Raw genomic sequence first — 20,634 nt, 5'->3', positions numbered from 1 at the left:
CCGTCCTTACTTCGTGTACAACCCGTCTAGCGTTGTCACACAGTCTATCGCCCTAGAACTACGTCGAGGAGAGCGACGAGCCGGGAGCGTAATTCTTCTCCACGCGCGCTGAGCGCTCGTTGGCGCTGCACGTACGTGGCTTTTCCCTCGGTAGTCTCCACAGGAACGATGTCGAAGCCGAGTTCCCGGCAGTCGTACGGGGATGCCTCCATATCGAGGCGACGCGCGTCCTTGGCCAATTCGAAACAGTCAAGGAGGAGCTCACCAGGGACCAATGGGCCCAGTTTCAAAGCCCACTTAAACAGATCCATGGTGGCGTGCACACAGCCTGGTTGTTCCCTCGATACCTGGTCTTCCCTCCGCAACGCCACAACGTTGAGGGGGCGAGCTGGGGGAGTAAAGAAACGAAACGCGTCGAAGTGGCTGCATCGAAGCTGATGAGATTCAACCACTGAGTTCGTGCCGTCTGCTCCGAGACGAAGCGGAAGATCATGACGAGGGCGTTCCTCGCGGTACAACATTGCCCATTCATGCAAACCGAAGCAGTCAAAGTGCGCCGAACGAGAGGCTGTCGCGCGAAGTAGTTCGTCAATTTCCCGAACGTCTTGTTCACGGTGCTCAAGAAACGACGCGATGTTTGCGCACACGTGCCTGCTGTCTACAACTTGGTAGTCGCGCCATGAAGCTTGAGGAAGCGTAGAGGCGTCGAGAAGCACTGTATTTGCGCCAGGATGCCACTTCTTAAGGTGTGTGGGGCGGAACCTGTAGTAGTCGAACAGGAAGTCCCACACCGGGTGCTTCTGTGCGCGACGACGGCGAGCTAGGTGTGGCTCGACGAATCCGGCCGCACGTTCCTCATGCGACGCGATCCGAGCCTCGTATTCGGCTGACTCCAGGAACGTACGAATCATGAATTCTCGTGGGTCCAGTCTGCGACCGTGCCCACGTACTCCTCAATGACGTCCTCAAGAGCAAGTACGCCAACGAGGCGACCTTGATCGCGGACCTGAGCCATGTGTGCAGAGCGACGGTGCAGCGACGTCAGCGCACTATCCAGCGACTCAGAGCCATCAATCACCATCAATGGGCGGATGCGGCTCACCGGTACCAGTGGATCATCCTCATCGGACTCCATCAGGTCCAGAATGTCCTTCACGTGAATATATCCAACGAGAATGCCGGAAGGCCTAGCAACGGGGAAGCGCGAATATCCGGTTTCACGTACAGCTTGCTCGATTATCGAAAGCGCGACGCCCTCAGGGTAAAAGGGGATGGTTGTCAGACGATCGAGCGGGATCATTACCTCTTTGAGGTTCCTCGACTCAGAGCGCAGCGCCTTTGAAAGGCGAGCTGTTTCCTCAGCGTCAAGAAGACCCTCTTCGCGTGATTCACGAATCATGTTTGCCAGCTGTTTCTGGTCCACAGTGGATGAAAGCTCATCGCGTTGTTCAATACCAAACAGAGCCAGCGTCTTACGCGCTACCCAGTTCAAGAAGCGAATAAACGGCCCCGTGGCCTTCATCCAAAGCGTCATAGCGGGGGTAAGCCAAACAGCAGTTGACTCTGGTCCGGCAATCGCAATGTTCTTCGGCACCATCTCGCCGAACAAAATATGCAAGAAGGAGATGAACGCCAGCGCAATCACGAAGGAAACAGGATGCAGCCACTCACCCGGCAACCCCATCGCGAGAAACGGAACTTCAACATAGTGTGCAACCGCAGGCTCAGCGACCTTACCGAGCACGAGCGACGCGATGGTGATGCCCAGTTGGGCACCTGCGAGGTAAATCGAGAGGTGTTCCGTCGCGTACAGCACGCCAGTAACATTTGTCTTGCCTTGTGCCTGCATTGACTCCAATCGATCGCGCCTGGAGGACACGAGTGCGAACTCTGACGCAACGAAGAACGCGTTGAGCGCCAGCAGGACCAAAATGAGAAGGAATGCTACCCAAATATTCACTGTGCTGACCTCCTCTGAAACTCGATTGCTTCCTCTGGAGAAATCGGACTCAAAATTGCCCTGTCGATCCTGCGATCATCCATTGTGGAAACCCTTGCGAGCCAGTGGCCGGCGCTGCCTGTTTCAAACTGTTCCTGGAAATCAGCTGTACCGGAGGGGAGCACTACTTTGTCGCCAACTGTTGGGATATGTCCAAGTGCTGACATAATCAGTCCTCCAAGAGTTTCGTAAGGCCCCTCGGGTGCAACATAACCGAGCTCCTCCTGCAGTTCATCGAGCCGCACCAAACCAGAAATCTCCCACGACGTTCCGACGTGCAAAAAGTCCCGCTCGGATTCGCGGTCGTCGTACTCGTCGTACACCTCACCGAGGATCTCCTCGACCACGTCCTCAATCGTGACCAGACCTTGCGTTCCGCCGAACTCATCCGCAACCAGCACTACCTGTGAGCCCGCGGAACGAACCCTGTTGAGCACCGCATCGCCGTCAAGCGTCCCGGGGATAAACGGAACTGGCTTGGCCAGCGTTGACAGCTTGGTGGTTGCACGCTGCTTCTTATCTACAGAAAAGGCGTCTTTGATGTGGACCACGCCTATTGTGTCGTCCAAGTCACCGCGGCGGACGGGGAAGCGCGAATGGCCTGTCTCACGTGCAAACGCAATCAAATCCGCTACGGTGTCCTCAGCGTCAAGCGCATTAATGGTTGAACGTGGCGTCATCACGGCTTCGGCGGTGGTCTCTCCGAACTGCAGCGATCTGTCGATCACCGCTGCGGTATCTGCGTCAAGGTCTCCAGACTCCATCGAGTTTCGGACCACCGCACCCAGCTCTTGACCAGAACGAGCGGAGGCTAGCTCATCTGCTGGCTCAATCCCGAGTTTTCGCACAACCCAGTTCGCCGAAGAATTGAGCCACTTAATAAACCAACCAGCTGCGGTATTAAACGCATTCACAGGAGGTACCACGACCCGCGCAGTCTTCAGCGGATCCGTAATCGCCATGTTCTTTGGAACAAGTTCGCCAAAAACCATCGAGAGCAATGTCGCAATCGCCAACGCAAGGATCAGCGCTACTGTCGTTGAGGCCGCTTCACTCAGACCAACGAGCTCAAGCAGGGGGGTGAAGAACTTGCCCAACACCGGCTCGGCGAGGAAGCCAGCTGCGAGCGTCGTCACGGTAATACCGAGTTGCGCGCCTGACAACACGAACGAAAGGTTCGCGTGGTCTCGAGCGACGGCTTTCGCCGTGCGGTCGCCGACCTCCCGGACGTGCTCATCGATAGTTGAGCGCTCGAGTCCTGTCATTGCAAACTCGATTGCAACGAACAGGCCCGTTGAGGCCGTCAACAAGATGAAGCCCAAAAGAGCAAAGATTGAAATGACTATATCCATCGACTATGACCGAGGCGTCCGACGCCTACCGCTCCTTCCCGTCGACCGTCGTCGTTGAGCATTCGCACTGGGGCGTTTCGAACGCCTGGTTGCGTTGTGGTTCTTTCGCTGATGTGGTGGCTGGCCACCAGGCGGTGGCAGGGGCTTCCCAGACGGCTGCCGAGCTCCGGTGATCTCAACGACCTCAGGTGTGAGCTCCAGCGCCCGGACTTCGGTCGCTCGCACTCCAGCTTTGTTTAGAAGCGAGCGAACCTCCTTACGCTGTTCATCCATGACCAACGTAACAACGTTGCCCTCAGTGCCCGCACGCGCTGTACGCCCCGCGCGGTGCAAGTATGCCTTGTGTTCTGCAGGCGGGTCGATGTGGACAACGAGTGAGACTCCCGAAACGTCGATTCCGCGTGCTGCGATGTCCGTCGCAACTAAGACTGGAGTTGAACCATCAGCGAACCCCTCTAGTGCGCGAGTTCGAGCACCTTGACCTTTGTCACCGTGAATTCCCTGCGCGTGAACTCCGGCGCGACGAAGCTTCTTCACCTGCCTGTCCACACCATGCTTCGTGCGCATAAACATGATCGTCTTGCCTTCGCGTGCGGCGATTTCCAGCACTCGAGCATTGCGCGACTCGCGGCTGCCACACAACAGGACGAAGTGTTTCATGGTCTTTACAGCTGACTTCGCTGGAGCTGTGGAGTGCGTAACCGGATTATGCATGTACCTGTCAACGATTCTCTGTACATCGCCATCGAGCGTTGCAGAAAACAGTAACTTCTGGGAATCCTTTGGCGCTCGGTCGACAAGCTTGATGACCTGAGGCATGAAGCCCATGTCGGCCATCTGGTCGGCTTCATCAAGCGTGACGATCTCCAGAGCCCGAAAATCGAGGACGCCACGCTGCAATAGATCCTCTGCACGGCCCGGTGTCGCCACCAAGAGGTCGACTGGTGCCGCCAAAGCGCGGATCTGCGTATTGATATTGACGCCACCAACTACATCCAGCACGCGAAGGCCTTGTGCGCTCGCGGGGCTGTTCAATCGCTGTTGAATCTGGCTTGCCAATTCACGCGTCGGTGCGAGCACAAGTCCACGGGGCCGTCCAGGCTGACTTGGCGCACCACTCAGACGCGCCAACATCGGCAAACCAAACGTAAAAGTCTTGCCGGAGCCGGTCGGACCACGCCCAAGCACGTCTCTGCCTGCTAGGGCATCAGGAATAGCCGCTTCCTGAATTGGAAACGGCCGAGTAATTCCTTCTGCGTTGAGCGCGCGCACCAGGGGGTGGGGAAGGCCGAGATCGGCAAAACTTTTCATTGCAAACACCCTAGTGCCTTTTTGCGGTCAGGTGCTATCGCCACGCTTAGGAACGAAGCTCCTTGCGGTCGCCAGACCACGCGATATGGAACGTGCCGTCCATATCGACGCGCTTGTAGGTGTGCGCACCGAAGAAATCACGTTGTCCCTGAATCAGCGCCGCAGGCAAGCGGTCTGCACGCAAGGAATCGTAGTAGGAGAGCGAGGACGCGAATACCGGAACCGGAAGCCCGAGCTGCGTAGCCGTTATGACGACGCGACGCCACGCATCAATGACGCCGCCCTCCAGCTCATTGCGGAAGTAAGGGTCGAGCAACAGTGATGGCAGCTCAGGGTTTTTCTCATACGCCTCGGTGATGCGGTCGAGGAACTTCGCGCGGATAATGCAGCCACCACGCCAAATCTTCGCCAGCTCACCAGGCTTCAGACCCCAGTCGTACTCTTCGGAACCCGCAGAAATTTCATCAAAGCCTTGCGCGTACGCAACGAGCTTTGAGGCGTACAGAGCACGCCGGACATCCTCGACGAACTGCGCCTTGTCCAGACCAAGGTCAGCGAACGAAGCTTCTATGCCACTAGGGAGGTTGGCCTCCAAGGCCGCGGTGCGTTGCGCAGTAGAAGAAGAAAGCGCACGAGCAAACACTGCTTCGCCGATGCCAGTGACTGGGACGCCCAAGTCTAGGGCCTCCTTCACAGTCCAGCGACCCGTGCCCTTCTGGCCAGCCGCGTCCACAACGACGTCGACAAACGGTTTGCCTGTTTGCTCATCGACTTGCTTCAGTACCTCAGCGGTGATCTCGATCAGGTAGGAATCCAGGTCACCCTCATTCCACTCGGAGAAGATTTCAGCGATCTCCGCCGGCTCCAACCCAGCTGCGTAGCGAAGCAAATGGTATGCCTCGCCGATGACCTGCATGTCGGCGTACTCGATGCCGTTATGCACCATCTTGACGAAGTGTCCGGCACCATTTGGGCCAATGTGGGTCACGCACGGAACGCCATCGACTTTCGCGGCAATATCCTCAAGGAGTGGGCCAAGCGCCTCCCATGACTCGACAGGACCACCAGGCATGATCGAAGGACCAAGCAGTGCACCTTCCTCGCCGCCAGAGATACCTGCGCCGACGAAGTGGCGCCCCTTTTCAGCGACTTCTTTCTCACGGCGGATCGTATCGGTGAACAACGAGTTACCGCCATCGATGATGATATCGCCCTCATCCATCGCTTCGACGAGCTGATTGATCACTGCATCCGTAGCCTTGCCAGCCTGGACCATGATGACAGCACGGCGTGGACGCTCCAGCGAGGCAACAAAGTCCTCAATCGTTTCAGATGGGATAAACGAGCCCTCATCCCCGTGCTCGGCCATTACGGCGCGAGTCTTCTCAGGGGACCGGTTGTAGATAGCAACCGTATGTCCGTTGCGGGCGAAATTACGTGCTAGGTTCGAACCCATCACCGCCATACCGACAACGCCGATCTGGGCGAGATGAGTCTGGGACTGATTCGTATCATGCTCGGTGGTAGTCATGCAGACAATACTACGCTGCTGAGAGGAAAGAACGGAATGAGTTTTCTATTCGAAAAAGTTGATCGCGAGCTCAACGAGGAAGAATTGCGGATCCTCAACGAATACAACAACGGTTACGCCAACACGATCGGAATGGTGATCACGGCGTGTAGCCCAGAGTGCGTAACTGCACATATAGACGTCGGACCCCAGCATCTTCAGCCTGCCGGGATCGTCAACGGGGGAGTCTATGCCGGTCTCGCGGAAACGGTAGGTTCCGTTGCAGCGATGGCGACAGCTGGCAGACCTGCTGTCGGCATGAACAACAACACCGACCTCCTACGAAGCGTCCGTGACGGGCGAATCGAAGCATCCGCGCGCCCAGTTCATGTCGGGCGGCGAACCCACCTCTGGCGCATCGAAATGCATCACGAAGGCAAATTAGTGGCCCTGACGAATCTGAAGCTCCTCGTACCCTAAAGCCAGCGGTTCTTCCTGAACCACCAATACATCAGTGCCATGGTCAGGATCATTACGCCGAGCACCACCGGGTAGGAGTACTTCCAAGCCAATTCCGGCATATTCTCGAAATTCATGCCATAAACACCGGCAATCATGGTCGGGGCCGCAGCCATACCAACTACTGCAGATATCGTACGCATATCGGAGTTCTGTTGCATCGAAACCTTCGCAACCGAGGCGTCAAGCAGGGAGGAAAGGCGTTCATCGAAGCCTGAGAGGTGGTCACTCACGATCGTCGCGTTGTCCTGCACGTCACGGAAGTAAGATCTGAGCGCTTTCCGCATCAGATCACGGTTGTTGGTCAAACCATTCTTTAACGCCGGTGCAAGTGGGTCGATCGCGTGGCGCATCTCCAAGATCTCACGTTTGTAGTTGTAAATCTTGTCAATGTTAATGTCTCGCCGAGGCGTAAACACCTCGTTTTCCAGCTCATCGACGTCGCGGCTCAGGTTGTCTGCGACCTTCAAATAGTTATCGACGATGTAGTCGGACACCACCCATGCGACGGCACTTGGGCCAAGCACCGCAAGCTCCTCCTCGCTCTCTAGTTTGCCAGTCAAATCAGGCAGTGGTGCGCCGTGCCGGATCGTGATCGCAAAGTTCGGACCGGTCACAATTTGGACTTCACCAGTGGAAATGATTTCACGGGCATCCGCAACTTCCTCATCGTCGCGGTAATACACCGAGCGCACGACCATGAACAGCTGCTCATCGTAGCGCTCAACCTTCGGCCTCTGGTGGGCATCGACTACGTCGTCAACGATCAGATCGTCAATGTCGAAAAACGACGAGATCTTCGTCATCTGCTCATCTGTCGGACCTTTCAACGAGACCCACACAAACGCGTTATCGTGCTCCCGTGCGACCTGCAGTGCCTGTGGAATCCGATAGTTGCCAGGGACGCGCTTGCCGTCGACAAATACTTTGCAAAAGTCGATCGAGCGTTCCAGAGGGACCTTCACCGGTATGCGCGATGGTTGAAGCGTGCTTTTCGACGACTTCCTCGACAACGGGATCCTTGGTGGCATAGTGGCCCCCTTTACTACCTGCGTCGCGCCAATCAAGGGCGAGGGATACAACAACGCTCGAGATACTACGCCCTTCGAGAACGGAACACGAACGCGCCTCTCCAACCTCATGCAAAGGGGAGAGGCGCGTCAGCAGAGTCATTTAGTTCTCTGCGTTTTCGGAGCTCGCGTGGCGTTGGCCGGGTGTCGTCGGAAGGTTGTATCGCTTCGAGCTCAAAGCGTTGTAAACCCACGTCAACGCTGTAACAGTCCGGTTGCGCAGTCCAGTGAGGAATGAGACGTGGACATAGAGCCACATCAACCAACCCAAGAATCCAGCGATTTCGACCTTGCCCATCTTTACGACAGCGTTAAAGCGAGTGACGATAGCCATCGATCCCTTGTCAAAGTAAGAGAATGGCTCGCGCTGTTCCGGCGTAATCTCGTCTTCAACCTGGGCCTTTAAAATCTTTCCGACATATTCACCGGACTGGATTGCAACCTGAGCGACGCCCGGCAAGCGGTCGCGGCTCATCATGTCGCCCACGATGAATACATTCGACAGTTCGCCAACGGACAGGTCGGCGTTTACCGGCACCTTGCCGTTACGCTCAGCCTCTACACCAGCTTGCTCGGCGACCTGCTTGCCCAGCGGGGAAGCCTGGACACCAGCAGACCAAATCTTCGTTGGAGTGTAGACAGTGGTTTCTTCGTCGGTCTTGGTGTTCTTGTACGTGACGCTTTCAGCGTCGACGTTAGTCACAATGGCGTTCAAGATGACAGTAACGCCTGCCTTCTCCAACTCGCGCTGCGCCTTCCGGCCAAGACGCTTTCCAAATGGTGGCAGAACCTGTGGCATGCCGTCGATAAGAAGGATCTTGGTCTGATCTGGTGAGAACGAGTACTGGCCTCCAGCAAATGCGCGGTGCGCCAACTCGGCGATCTGTCCAGCGAGCTCAACACCAGTTGGACCGGCGCCGACGAGCACAAAAGTGAGCAGCCGTTCGCGTTCTTCAGCGGAAGTAGCTAGCTCAGCTTTCTCGAAGGCATCAAGAATGCGTGCGCGCACCTCGAGCGCGTCATCGGCTGTTTTCAAACCAGGTGCGAACTCCGCAAAGTGATCGTTGCCGAAGTAGGACTGGCCTGCACCCGCTGCGAGGATCAATGAGTCGTAGGCATACTGTGACGACGCACCATCATCGGAAGCAGTGACGATCTGATTCGCGGTATCGATCTCGTCAACATTGCCGCGCACAACGCGAACGTTGTCCTGGCTTGCCAAAATCTGGCGAACCGAAGAGGCAATTTCGCCGACAGACAGAAGACCGGTCGCTACCTGATAGAGCAGAGGGGCGAAGATGAAGTGGTTTGTGCGGTTAATAATCGTAATGTCTACGTCTGCATCCGCGAGTGCATGAGCAGCGTTAATGCCACCAAACCCCGCACCTACGATCACGACGTGATGGCGGTTTCCAGCGGGGCGGTATGGTGTCTGAGTCATAAAAGTGTCGCTCCTTGGGAAAGCTGTTTGAATTTTCTTCCCTTTATAGTACGCCCATAATGTTAGAACGGTATGGTTTTGGAGATGAAGCGTCGAAAACTCCGCTGAAAGTTTGACCAAGTAAGGTGGGGAAGCGTGCCGATTCCTGAACCAGTACCAACGCATTTACACACTGTTGACGCCACAAAGTGGCCACGGCTAGTGCAGCCGTTGGATGGGTTTGCTCTGAAAACTCGCGCCAGGCTTGCAGAGGCCGAGTTTGCTCGAGCCTGTGACGCCGCGGGTGTAACGCTTTCTGGTGACGACGCCGACATTCTCGTGAACCATGAGCGGCTTTTTGAACGAATCGCGGCTGCTGGCTGGACAGGCCTGGCAGAGGGGTACATGGCAGGCGAGTGGTCAGTGACCTCATCGGATGTACTTGTTGAAGTCATTGCGAAGCTGCTGGGGCAGGGCTACGTACCCCGCCGTACATCGTGGAAGCCACGGCCGGAAACTGTTGGAGCGATGCTGCCGAGTTCTCTCGTACAGCACTTTTCGGGCGATCGTGTGAGTGCTTTCCAGGGTCATTTCGCTACAGGTGTCGCAACTACCGAGCGCAAACTGACCAAGTCCTACCCGGAGCAGCGTGCCAAACAGCGTGGCGCGAAGCGCCGCTATATCGATGTGACCACCTACGAAGCACCGCTCGATGCGGATCGAGCCGACTTGGGCGATATACAGGCGCGGAGCGCTCAGCAGTTGCTGGACCTAGTCGGTGCAGGGCGCGGTACGAGAATGCTCGAGTATCCGAACTCGGGAGGTGCTGTGGCTCTGGCCGCGATAGGGCGCGGAGTGGTGGTTGATACTCTCGCAATTAGCCATGACAGTGCCGCTCATCTTCGGGAATACCTCATTCTTAATGGCGCTGCGAACGATGTGCGCGTTGCCGTGGGCAAACTTGGTGACGCCCAATGGGCCCAGCAGCATGGGCCGTATGATGCAATCGTTTCATTTAGTCAGCTTGAATCATGCCCGAAACGCGATAAAGTGCAGTACCTTCGCGCGATGGACCGCATGCTACTTCCAGGCGGGCGTATCGGTGTGCAATCGGTGATGGCACGTCGCGTGCAATCAAAATCCGTGAACCGAGCGTGTCGGAGTGCGCTTCAGGTGCTTGGTGCGTATGTATGGCCAGGTATGGAGTATCAATATGAAGTCGATTTTCTGAAGCTAGTTGAACAGCAAACGCATCTCCAAGCGATCAGTATTAGCCGTGCGCCGGAACATCTTCGGTTGTCGATTCGTTTGCAGCGTCAAATGTTTGAAGGGCGGCTCCGTGAAGCCGCGGCCGATGGCTATGACGAAGTATTTCGCCGACTATGGCTCTGGCAGTTTGCGGTTCGCGAAGCAGTTGCATCCGTAGGGGGCTTGGATCTGGCGCAGGCGGTATTGGTACGGAAGCACCGGGGTGGGCGCCGATAAGAAGCAAGGGTCGAGTGTCTTAGTTGACATAATGTACATTATCGGACATTTCCACAACTTTGCATATAGATAGCGGAAGCCCGCCCAATAACGTAACGTGACGTAATTGGGCGGGTAATTCTGGACAGTCTACTTGGTCATATTGAGGCGAATATTGAGTAGCCCGCTCTCGGCAATCTTCGCTGCGACAAATTCAGGCGTCTCAACGCCGTAGTCAGCTCTATCAAACGGTACATCGCCCGCGACGATGAGATGGCTGCCAGACAGGGCTACGTCAAAAGGTGCTGTGACGCGATTCGTCTCGCCATGGATGGTCAAGTCTCCGACCACGTTCACGGTTCCAGCGGAACCGTCTGATGGAACCTTGGATAGATCAATCGGCTCGGTGATCGTGAAGCTTGACGTCGGGTATTGATCCGTGTGAAGAATCTTCCGGCGTACGTTGTTGTCTCGAACATCGCTGTCTGTAGTTAAATTCGTCATGTCGACTACGATTTCGCCAGATTGCAGTACACCCGACTCAATATGTACTTCGCCTTCAACGCCTGTCGTCGATCCTGAGGTCGTCTTTGCTTCACCAGGAAGAACTTCATCGAACGTGAACCCAACGGACGTCGAGTTGACGCCAGGACGCTTTTGGATCTTCCAAACGCCGTTGATGTCAGTGTCCGCCGGTTTAAGTCGGTCTGTATCAATTCCTTCTGTCTTGACTCCACCGCCACCAAACATGTTGAGCAGCAATGGGATTATCGCGATTAGGACCGCGAGCACCGCAATTCCCGCAACAATGACCATCAAGAGCTTCTTCTTGCGGTCGCTGGGAGCTTGCACTTCCTTCATGGGTACTTACCTCAACTTCTCAACTGTTCGCGCTAATTCAATTAATTCGTCACACATGTTACGTAATTCATCCGGGTTTGCACCTTCATCCACCGCTGTCCGGATATCTTCCGCTGTACAACGCAAAACGAAAAGGTTGTCGCGGAGCATCGACACAGTTTCCGGTTTAAGTATGGCTGCCCCTTCATCAATCGCAGTGCCGGCTACAAAGTTACGCTGTTCATACGCGCGCTGCTTACATGACTGGCTGCAATATTTTCGGCGGCGTCCTCTTCCCTGCTGACGAGCCATTTCTTTGCCACACCACTGACACGTAGGCGATTCGCTCTTCGCGTACACATCACTTTCTGGCATACGGGTCAGCCTAATACACACCTTGAACGGAATGCATGTCCGGTTCAATACTGCGGGAACAAAATCTAAAAGGTGAACGTTATAATAGGGCGACTGCATTTAAATGTGTTTAGAAGGGACAATTGAGTATGGCTGATCGTGTTCTTCGCGGAAGTCGAATGGGCGCTGTGAGCTACGAGACGGACCGAGACCATGATCTCGCGCCTCGGCAGCAAGCGCGATACCGCACTCCGAACGGCGAGATTTTCGAAGTGCCGTTCGCAGATGATGCAGAGATTCCAGAGGAATGGATGTGCAAGAACGGCCAGCTCGGCACCCTTATGGAAGGCGAAGGCGTCGAGTCGAAGCCGACGAAGCCACCCCGTACGCACTGGGATATGCTTCGCGAACGCCGTACTATCGAAGAGCTCGACGTGCTGCTTGAAGAGCGCCTTGAACAGCTGCGGAAACGTCGTCGCGCTGCTGCGCGCTTGGCGAAAGAACAAGCAGCAGAAAACAAGAAGTAAGAGCTAGTTATAGCCCGAAGGCGAGAGGCCACATATTCTGTAGCTTCTCGCCTTTCGTCTAACTGTCAACGCGAAGTTACTTACGCTTCGAAGCGATGAATTCCTTGGCAACCTCTACGACGTTGCCCGCGAGCTGAGGCAGGTCGTTCGCCTTGCTCAGCAGCTCGTTTGCTTTAGAGCGCTTGGCCTCGTAGCTGAGCATTCGGAATCCCTCTTTCGCCATCTCCCGTGCGGTGCCAAACTTTTCGGTGGCACCCCACTTGGTGACTTCCCAGAGAGAAGTTGTCGCGAAGCTTGCGTCTAGCTTAGATTCGCCCAACGTGCGGTCCTCGAATGTAATCGGTACTTCGCGAACGTCGAAACCGGCAAGCTCGGCCTTGTGCGCCATATCGACCTGGAAAATATAGCCCTTGTTGGACAACTCCTGGAGATCGATGGTCTCGAGGACTTCGCGTCGAAAAGCGCGGTAACCTGCGGTCATGTCGCGAACATCGCCACCCAGCGCAAGGGAAACATAGGCGTTTCCCAGCTTGGAAAGCAAGTAGCGCTGCTTGGGCCAATTTTTAACTTCCCCGCCGTCCACATACCGCGAACCGATTACGACGTCTGCGCCGCTTTCGATCTCCTCCAACAAGCGGTGAAGCTCCTCAGGTGCATGCGAGCCATCGGCGTCCATCTGGCAGATAACCTCATAGTCACGCTCGAGTCCCCAGTTGAAACCGTCGCGGTACGCGGCGAGTAGCCCTTCCTTGCCAGCACGGTGCAGGACGTGCAGGCGATCATTCGCTTCTGCCAGTTCGTCGGCCTTCTGCCCCGTTCCGTCAGGAGAATTGTCGTCGACAATAAGGATGTCTACATCATCGTTTGCATCGAAAACCCGGCCAACAATGAGGGGAAGATTCTCAATCTCGTTGTACGTCGGGATGATCACTAATGTCGAATTCGCCACGGTGGCTGCTCCTTTTCCAGCAACGTTTCTCGCCGTTGTTCAAATGTTGTCTAGCATACTCCCTGGGTCGGCGGACTGCTGCACCGAGTATGAGCATGAACCCAAGCCAAACGAACGCAGCCTCGAGGTAGTCCCCAAAACGCACAGCAAATGTCCGCGTTGTATGTAGTGGCAGGCGTTCAATCAGGTGGTTAGCTTCAAATATAGAAGTTTCTTGGCTCACCGTTCCATCAGGGTGCACGATTGCTGACACACCTGAAGTAGCTGCAACAACCACTGCCCTATCCGTTTCAATGGCACGCAGCCTGCTCATCGCCAGCTGCTGATAGGTCATATCGCTAAACCCGAAAGTCGCGTTGTTCGTCGGTGTAGCGAGAATTTGCGCACCATTATTAATTGCCATCCGGTACGCCGGGTCTTCTGCCACTTCATAGCATGTGGCAATCCCAACAGGGATGCCTCCCATGTGGACGACACCTGGGCCATTGCCGGGCTTGAAATCGCTGGCGAGGTCCACGAGGTCCGTGATTTTCCGGAAGAAGTCGCGCATTGGCATGTACTCGCCAAACGGCTGCAAAAAGCGTTTATGATGCGTCTCGCCTGGCCCTGTTTCCGGGTTAAACACGACCATCGTGTTGCGCGCACCGACCTCGTCGCGCGTCAGCGTCCCCACCAGCACCGGTGCCCCTACTGCGCTCACAGCGCGTTCGATTGACGACGCCGCCAAAGGATCTTGAAACGGGTTCACGTCCGACGAGTTCTCCGGCCAAATAACGAGGTCAAGCTTTTCACCTTGTTTTTGGGCATCATTCGCTGCGCGAACAGTTTCATCGACGTGATTTTGTAACACGGCTCTGCGCTGAGCGTTGAAGTCAAGCCCGAGGCGCGGCACATTGCCTTGAATCGCTGCGACCAGTACGGAGTTGCCCTGTGCCGTCTGAGCCTCTGTCCCCTCGCCATCGAAACTCGGGCTGATAAGTCCTCCGAGCCCGATCGGGAGCGCGAAACCTAACGCAGCTACCCTGCGGGTTCTCCCACGCGTGATGAGAAACGTCACGAGGCTTACACCAGCGAGACAGGCGGCGAGAGAAACTAGCGCTGGACCACCAATTGAAGATAGCCACACCAGAGGCCCATTGACCTGCCCCCATGCCAGCCGGACCCAGGAAAATCCGCCGAATGGAAGCGACGAGCGGAGGAACTCCACCGCGATATACACAAATGGAAAAGCAAGGAACCCATACTGGCAACGGGCAATGCGGACGCCAACCGCGCCAGTGATAAGCGCTGAGAGCGCCAGCGTGATAGCGAGCGCCACGTAGGGCATCGCGCCGACGAATGCTCCGATCCAGGGCAGGAGGATCAAGTAGCACGTGGCGGCATGGGCAAACCCGAGCAAGCAGCCAAATGCTGCACTTGGCGATGGCTTCGCTGCTGTAGCAAAACGTTGCCACGGCATCAGAGCGAGGTAGAACGCACCAACGCCGAGTACTGCGAGGAACCAGTACCCGAACGGCTCATAGGAGAACGCAACCGCAACGCCGGAAAGTACCGCGAGGACAAGTCGGAGTGACGCATTCACGACCGTGGTCCCTCTTCCCCACCTTCTGATCGGCGTTTGTGCTCTTCGTAGAGCCAGTCTTCAATTTCATCCGTGTCAATGACGGGGTGCTCATCGTCGCTGGCCCCACGCTCAGGAGTTGGCCGCGTGAACGAGCCGTAGGAAGCAGAGTTTCGGGACATCGGCGTCGATTCGTACATCCTGATTCCAACATTTTCCACGCGTTGCCGCAGAGAGCGTGAAAGGTGGTTTCGGAGTATCGAGCGAGTAGGGCTGAAGACCAAGAAGAACCCCAGGATTGAAGAAACGAAGCCCGGGATAATGCAAAAAGCCCAGCCAACCATGAGAAGCGCAGAGTCGCCTGCTAGCTTCCCTACAGATGTTTTGCCACGTGCCGCCTTTGCGAGTTCGCCGCGGAGCGTGAGCGTCGCCAGTGCACCGCCTAGCACCATCAGCGCGAAGATTGCCAGCAAAGCCCAGCCAACGCCGATTGACTTCGCGACAAGGAAAAACGCCAGCGCTTCTACGAGGAAATACGTCAAAATGTAGATTGGCATGCCGACCATCTTAGCCGGACTACACGGTTACTTGCCTGAGGATTCTAGCTGGCTTAATAGCCACAGGACGTCCTTTCGGAGGTGCTGGAAGTATGGGGCGAAGTGGTTGATGCCAGTTCTTCCCGGAAGCTTGGGAAGTTTTCGCATTTGAACGGGTCTATCCCACCTCTCCCCTAGTTCGGCGACCACTTGCCACGGGACGATGTCGTCGTGCTTACTGCCCCACAGTCTGAGTGGGATATCGAGTGGTGTACGAGTACCTAATGCTTGATCGTCGAGCGCTGCGGCTGTTTTCGGAAGATCCTCGAGGAGCGTAGACATTGGGATACCTGCTGCCGTCCAGTGTACGGTGCTTGCCCAAGCATGTCGGAGGACCGCGCCCACTGCACAGATGTTCGCATCAAGGATGACAGCGGACATACCAACGGGGCTGAGGTGGGGCATCAGCTCTTCCGTGATCTCTGGGTCGGATGCTAGAAGGGCGGCGACTGCGTAAAGAATCATGATGGACGGAAGCGTTCCATCGATGCGGTCGAGCATCGCAAGCAGATCTGCAGGTGGTGCTCCGACGACTGCGGCACGCAGATGTAGTTCCGGCGAGTACTCGGGTTGCTCTAACCATGAAGCTGCGGCGCCCCCGCCCTGAGAAAAACCCCAGAGACCAAGCTTTTCGACGCTGCAGCCTAGGCCTACGCTGGCGCGAACTGCATCGGCGAGTGCGTGGGCTGCTGCGCGGTGGAAGCAATAGAGCTGCACATTGTCTTCGGGATCTCGTGGATAGTCCGTCAACACGACATTCGCTCCCGCGGCGAGCAACATGTTGATCGCAGGCTGCTCGTAGGCAGCGATAAGGTCCAGTGGTTTGCGTCGAAGTCGAAGTCCCACTGTGCAGGAGTAAGAAGGGTCACATGCCGGGGCAACGCCTTGGGTGGAGGGGGCGAACGCGACGGTTGGACGCTGTCCATTGCCATGCCAGGGACGCTTGCTGAGGAACACCGCGCCGGTAGCAGACATCACGCGTTCCCGCTCGTCGGTCGTGGTGTATTCAATTCTGAATGCGTTGGCACGATTGAGCCTGTACTGCAGCCCTATAGGACGAATCGGCGTTGCTTGCAGCAGTGTGCCAGGACTAGCGCCGACTGCCCAAGTTGCTTTGCCGTACTCCGCATCTGTGAGCGGATGTGAATGTGAGAGGTCAACGCTAAGCGGCAGCAGTGTGCGAAGAGTTAAGCCGAACTCCATGTATGTGCTTTCCTAGATCTTCGGAGTGTCTCGTGGGTGGGGCTGCAAGGTCTTTGGCCTGGTGTTCAGCGCGTGTGCACCGTCTGCCTGGAGATGCACTATGTCCTCGATACGCATTCCCCAGCTGTCTGGTTTGTAAATTCCTGGTTCGATGGAAAAGACCATTCCTTCATCTAGGACGAGATCATTGCCGGTGACCAGGAACGGCGGTTCGTGGCCAGCCAACCCAATGCCGTGCCCGATTCGGTGCGTAAACCACTCGCCGTACCCGTGCTCGGAGATAATGTTCCTCGCAACCGCGTCGAGCTCTTCTGCTCGCATTCCAGGCCGAGCGGCGTCGCAAGCTGCCTGTTGCGCTTGCAAAAGCACTTCGTAGGCATCGAGCTGCTCTTGGCAGCCCGGTGCTCCTTCGACAAGATACGTTCGCGTGCAGTCGGAGTGGTAGCCGCTCGCGATCGTCCCTCCGATATCGACGACGACGATGTCCCCTGCTTCAATGATTCGATCGGAGAAGTCGTGATGAGGGTTTGCGCCGTTGGGGCCAGAACCGACAATGATGAAGTCTACTGCAGTGTGCTCCTCCATGATCGCCGTGTGCAGTGCGTCAGCCACAGCGCGCTCGGTAATACCTGGGGTAAGTAGCGAGGGAACGAGGGCATGAACGCGGTCGATTGCTTCGGCGGCCTGAGCCAATTGCGCAATCTCGTCATCATCCTTGACCATAAACAGACTAGACAATGCGTCCTGCGCAAGACAGGTCTTGAATGGGTATCGCTGCAAAGCCAGCACGTGATCCGCGGTGAGCGTGCTGCCCAGGCCAATGATCGGAGGCGTTGCGCTGTCGGCAGGCGATGCGATGAGTTTATAAACAATTTCATAGGGGTCTTCGCCATCGCGCCACCCAATGGGGATGAGCGCCGGGTCGTCTGAGGGGAAGGAGCCAGCGTCGGTGCTGGGGAGGACAACGGTAGCGTTTCCTTCATCGGTGAGCACGATAGCGGAGAGCCTCTCGTGCGTATCGATTTGTGTACCGGTCAGGTATTCAAATTCCGGGCCAGGGCCGATGATCACGGCGCGCAGGTGATTTGCCGCAAGAAATTTGCAGGCTGCTGCGCGTCGACGTTCAAATGTATCGCTTCCGAAGAAAGTCATACGCCCATCGTAGGCGCACTAGTACTCGCACTAGTTCCCGATTGCTACTACACCGCGTCGAATAGCTTCTATCGCGCGGTTCGCATTGTTGCGAATCTCATCGCTGTAGCCGACCTTCTTCACCTGTTCTAGCAGGTCGATCACCTGCCGGCACCATCGGACAAAGTCGCCCGCGGTCAGTTCCGCGCCAGATTCTGCCGCGGCTGCAAGCGCGTACCCAAGCGGTGCGCCGGCGGTCCATTGGTGCAACGCGAGTGAGAAATGTGGGTCTGGCATTCTGGTGAGTGGAAGCTTGTGACGCTGCTCATCGGAAACGAGTTCGCCGTACACACGCATCGTTTCATTCATTGCGTGGGCCATTGGCTCTGTAGCGGCCTCCGGGGAGCCTCCCGTGGTACGGCGGTTCTCAAACACGACCATCGACGCGACACCGGCGAGCTCGGCGGGGTCCAACTCGTCCCAGATCCCGCGTTTTAGGCACTGCGCAACGAGGAGGTCCGAAACATTGTGCAGCTTTGCTAAACGCTCGCCCTCATCAGTGACTTGGAATTCTCCTTCCACGAGCTCCACGTAGTCGAGTTCTTGCAGCAGCCCGATCAGGCGCTCGAATGTTCTGCCAAGTGTGTCGGTGGCGTTGTCTACTTGCCTGCTCAGCCGGTCAAGTGCGCGCTGCTCACGGGCAAGCTTCTCGCCTACTCGGGCCAGCATTTCGCGGTCCGTGGCCGGCCATGAGTGGACGGGGTGCGCATGAAGTTGCTCGCGAAGTTTGGTGACGGATTTTGGAGTTCGATACCGGGCCTTCTCACGCAGTCGCTTTGGTGCATGCACCGGAGCGTGGCGGAGCTGGCTTGCGATCTTTTTCGCAAATTTACGTGGTTGGTCCCGCGTATGCCGTGGAACTTTCATTCGCCCTACGACGAGTGGAGTGTTCTTGAAAAAATCAGCGTTGATGCGGCTCGACCAGCCACGCTCGGTGGTGACCCAGGGGCGCGGATCGTCGTGTCTGCCGGCGGGCTGAACCACGACCGCGAGCTCCGGTTGACGTTTACCAGGAAGCGCGATGATCTCGCCGACTTCCAGTCGGGCCAGCACGCGGGCGACCTCGGTGTGCCGGTTGTCGAGCGCGTCTCTGCGTGCTTTCTTCTCCTCCACGCTGAGAGCATGTCGGATGTCCAAGTACTCCAACAGGTCCTCAATCGCGTGATCTGATGGTGGCGCGTACGAAGAGATATCGCGGGATAATTGGGCGCGAAGTCGAGCAACTTTGCCTTCCAGCCGCTCTAGGTCCCTCACCTCGCCAACCACGGATCGGTCGGTTTGGAACTGAGCAAATGACTGCTCGATAAGTCGAATGGAGTCGTCGAAACCATTCATGGCAAGCATGTTGATAGCCATGTTGTAGCCGGGAGCAAATGGTGAAATGAGTGGATACGTTCTTGTCGACGCCAATCCAGCTACATACTGCGGGTCCATCGCTGGCGCCCACTGCACAACAGCGTTGCCGAGCACATCGATCCCTCGCCGACCGGCGCGCCCCGTGAGCTGGGTGTACTGCCCTGGTGTGAGGTCTACGTGGCCCTCGCCGTTGAACTTGACCAACTTCTCCAGCACGACGGTTCGGGCCGGCATGTTGATGCCCAGGGCCAGCGTTTCCGTCGCAAACACCACCCGGACGAGCCCTTCCACAAATAACTGCTCGACGATGTGCTTGAACGCGGGCAATAGCCCTGCGTGGTGCGAAGCGAACCCCCTCAGCCACGCGCTGCGAAGCTGCCGGTAGTTCAGTACTTTGAGATCCTCTTCCGGGATGCCTTCAACACCCGCGTCGATGATCTCGGCGGCACGTGCACGTTCCTCTTCTGTCGTGAGTTCCTTCCGCGAACGGAGGCATTGGTAGAGAGCGCCATCGCATCCCGCTCGAGAGAAGATGAACACAATAGCCGGAAGCATCTCTAGCCCATCGAGCACCTCGACAACTTCCGGCCGCCCAACCGGACGGTAGCGGTCTTGTTGGCGCGTCCTCCCATGGCGACGTCCACTCGAGCGGGCACGGAACCCGCGACCTTCATGAAAGTCGTCCGCGCCTTCTTCCATCGTTCGAGACTCGATACGGGCGATCTGATGCGCCAAAGCCCTGTTAAGTTCGGGCTCGGAGGATGGGTTGGCAGGCTCGAACAATGGAAGGACCTTCTTGCCAACCATCATGTACTGACTCAACGGAACCGGACGGTCTTCGGAAACAATCACGGTCGTATCGCCACGAACAGTGTTGAGCCATTCACCGAACTCTTCCGAGTTCGACACAGTCGCCGAAAGCCCAACGATCTGGACGGAGTCGTCCAAGTTGAGAATGATCTCCTCCCAAACAGGTCCACGTTCCGGGTCTGCGAGGAAGTGGATTTCATCCATTACCACGTGGGTTAGTCGGTCCAGGCGAGGTGCTTCCGCGTACACCATGTTTCGGAGCACCTCTGTCGTCATCACGACGATGTCCGCCGAACCGTTGATGCTCACGTCGCCTGTCAGCAGTCCAACGGATTCTTCGCCGTATGCAGCGACGAAGTCGTGGTACTTCTGATTGCTCAGCGCCTTAATTGGTGTGGTGTAAAAGCACTTTGTGCCTCGCGAGAGCGCCAGCGCAACGGCGAACTCACCGACTACGGTTTTCCCGGATCCCGTTGGGGCGCAGACGAGCACGCCCCGATCGTCTTCGAGTGCCTGGCAAGCTTCAATTTGGAATGGGTCGAGCGGAAAATCCTTCGAGGCTTGAAACTGTGCGAGAAACGAGTCAGAGGAAGCGGACATGC

At 56.6% G+C, this 20,634-nt stretch carries 18 protein-coding genes; 3 read left to right on the top strand and 15 right to left on the bottom strand.

What is annotated here, in order from left to right:
* Positions 1-44 precede the first annotated feature (44 nt).
* Genes QP802_RS02110 through gndA form a run of 5 tightly spaced genes read right to left on the bottom strand, consistent with a single transcriptional unit; the run spans position 45 to position 6,193 of the window.
* The gene (locus QP802_RS02110) at positions 45-911 is read right to left on the bottom strand and encodes a 3-methyladenine DNA glycosylase (RefSeq protein WP_256006599.1); all 867 of its coding nucleotides are present in this window, start codon (positions 909-911) and stop codon (positions 45-47) included.
* On the bottom strand, positions 908-1,960 hold the full coding sequence (locus QP802_RS02105) for a hemolysin family protein (RefSeq protein ID WP_070477152.1): 1,053 nt from the start codon (positions 1,958-1,960) through the stop codon (positions 908-910). Before QP802_RS02105 ends, QP802_RS02110 begins: the two co-directional genes overlap by 4 nt.
* Positions 1,957-3,351 carry a hemolysin family protein gene (locus tag QP802_RS02100; protein WP_070477150.1) on the bottom strand — a complete coding sequence of 465 codons (1,395 nt, stop codon included), beginning with the start codon at positions 3,349-3,351 and terminating at the stop codon, positions 1,957-1,959. Before QP802_RS02100 ends, QP802_RS02105 begins: the two co-directional genes overlap by 4 nt.
* Positions 3,352-3,354: 3 nt before the next feature.
* The gene (locus QP802_RS02095; RefSeq protein ID WP_284817503.1) at positions 3,355-4,662 is read right to left on the bottom strand and encodes a DEAD/DEAH box helicase; all 1,308 of its coding nucleotides are present in this window, start codon (positions 4,660-4,662) and stop codon (positions 3,355-3,357) included.
* A gap of 46 nt (positions 4,663-4,708) precedes the next feature.
* On the bottom strand, positions 4,709-6,193 hold the full coding sequence (gene gndA / locus QP802_RS02090) for an NADP-dependent phosphogluconate dehydrogenase (protein WP_284817502.1): 1,485 nt from the start codon (positions 6,191-6,193) through the stop codon (positions 4,709-4,711).
* 36 nt (positions 6,194-6,229) lie between these two features.
* Here gndA and QP802_RS02085 point away from each other — a divergent pair, with 36 nt between their 5' ends.
* Positions 6,230-6,652, top strand: a complete 423-nt coding sequence (locus QP802_RS02085) for a PaaI family thioesterase (protein WP_284817501.1) — start codon at positions 6,230-6,232, stop codon at positions 6,650-6,652.
* On the opposite strand, the gene QP802_RS02080 is transcribed toward QP802_RS02085, so the two are convergent.
* Positions 6,649-7,722 carry a magnesium and cobalt transport protein CorA gene (locus tag QP802_RS02080; protein WP_070362481.1) on the bottom strand — a complete coding sequence of 358 codons (1,074 nt, stop codon included), beginning with the start codon at positions 7,720-7,722 and terminating at the stop codon, positions 6,649-6,651. The genes QP802_RS02085 and QP802_RS02080 overlap by 4 nt on opposite strands.
* A 142-nt stretch (positions 7,723-7,864) precedes the next feature.
* Positions 7,865-9,202, bottom strand: a complete 1,338-nt coding sequence (locus QP802_RS02075) for an NAD(P)/FAD-dependent oxidoreductase (protein WP_256000175.1) — start codon at positions 9,200-9,202, stop codon at positions 7,865-7,867.
* Between the two features lie 135 nt (positions 9,203-9,337).
* On the opposite strand from QP802_RS02075, the gene QP802_RS02070 reads away from it, so the two are divergent.
* Positions 9,338-10,666 carry an SAM-dependent methyltransferase gene (locus tag QP802_RS02070; protein WP_284804733.1) on the top strand — a complete coding sequence of 443 codons (1,329 nt, stop codon included), beginning with the start codon at positions 9,338-9,340 and terminating at the stop codon, positions 10,664-10,666.
* A 129-nt stretch (positions 10,667-10,795) separates the two neighbouring features.
* On the opposite strand, the gene QP802_RS02065 is transcribed toward QP802_RS02070, so the two are convergent.
* Positions 10,796-11,506: a YceI family protein gene (locus QP802_RS02065; RefSeq protein WP_070362479.1), complete on the bottom strand. Its 711-nt coding sequence runs from the start codon at positions 11,504-11,506 to the stop codon at positions 10,796-10,798.
* 6 nt (positions 11,507-11,512) lie between these two features.
* Positions 11,513-11,860, bottom strand: a complete 348-nt coding sequence (locus QP802_RS02060; RefSeq protein ID WP_071572633.1) for a hypothetical protein — start codon at positions 11,858-11,860, stop codon at positions 11,513-11,515.
* A 128-nt stretch (positions 11,861-11,988) separates the two neighbouring features.
* On the opposite strand from QP802_RS02060, the gene QP802_RS02055 reads away from it, so the two are divergent.
* Positions 11,989-12,366 (top strand): RNA polymerase-binding protein RbpA, encoded by a 378-nt coding sequence (locus QP802_RS02055; RefSeq protein WP_070477143.1) that lies wholly within the window; start codon positions 11,989-11,991, stop codon positions 12,364-12,366.
* A gap of 76 nt (positions 12,367-12,442) precedes the next feature.
* Here QP802_RS02055 and QP802_RS02050 read toward each other — a convergent pair whose 3' ends face one another.
* The 6 genes from QP802_RS02050 to QP802_RS02025 are packed head-to-tail and all read right to left on the bottom strand — an operon-like array spanning position 12,443 to position 20,632.
* Entirely contained in the window at positions 12,443-13,315 is an 873-nt protein-coding gene (locus QP802_RS02050; protein WP_083290780.1) for a polyprenol monophosphomannose synthase, read from the bottom strand.
* Positions 13,269-14,897, bottom strand: coding sequence for an apolipoprotein N-acyltransferase (gene lnt / locus QP802_RS02045; RefSeq protein WP_284817500.1), 1,629 nt, complete (start codon positions 14,895-14,897; stop codon positions 13,269-13,271). The genes QP802_RS02050 and lnt overlap by 47 nt, the downstream gene beginning before the upstream one ends.
* Complete coding sequence (locus tag QP802_RS02040; RefSeq protein WP_070363522.1) at positions 14,894-15,433, bottom strand: FxsA family protein; 540 nt, start codon at positions 15,431-15,433, stop codon at positions 14,894-14,896. Before QP802_RS02040 ends, lnt begins: the two co-directional genes overlap by 4 nt.
* A 27-nt stretch (positions 15,434-15,460) precedes the next feature.
* Entirely contained in the window at positions 15,461-16,675 is a 1,215-nt protein-coding gene (locus tag QP802_RS02035; protein ID WP_284817499.1) for a lipase family protein, read from the bottom strand.
* A 12-nt stretch (positions 16,676-16,687) separates the two neighbouring features.
* The gene (locus QP802_RS02030) at positions 16,688-17,827 is read right to left on the bottom strand and encodes a M24 family metallopeptidase (RefSeq protein ID WP_070362475.1); all 1,140 of its coding nucleotides are present in this window, start codon (positions 17,825-17,827) and stop codon (positions 16,688-16,690) included.
* A 30-nt stretch (positions 17,828-17,857) separates the two neighbouring features.
* Entirely contained in the window at positions 17,858-20,632 is a 2,775-nt protein-coding gene (locus tag QP802_RS02025) for a DEAD/DEAH box helicase (RefSeq protein ID WP_070976947.1), read from the bottom strand.
* Between the last annotated feature and the right edge of the window lie 2 nt (positions 20,633-20,634).

The sequence above is a fragment of the Corynebacterium sp. UMB10119B genome, from assembly GCF_030228125.1.
Lineage (GTDB): Bacteria > Actinomycetota > Actinomycetes > Mycobacteriales > Mycobacteriaceae > Corynebacterium > Corynebacterium pseudogenitalium.
The sequence above is the reverse complement of the archived record's forward strand: the minus strand, read 5'-3'. Positions and strand labels throughout refer to the sequence as shown.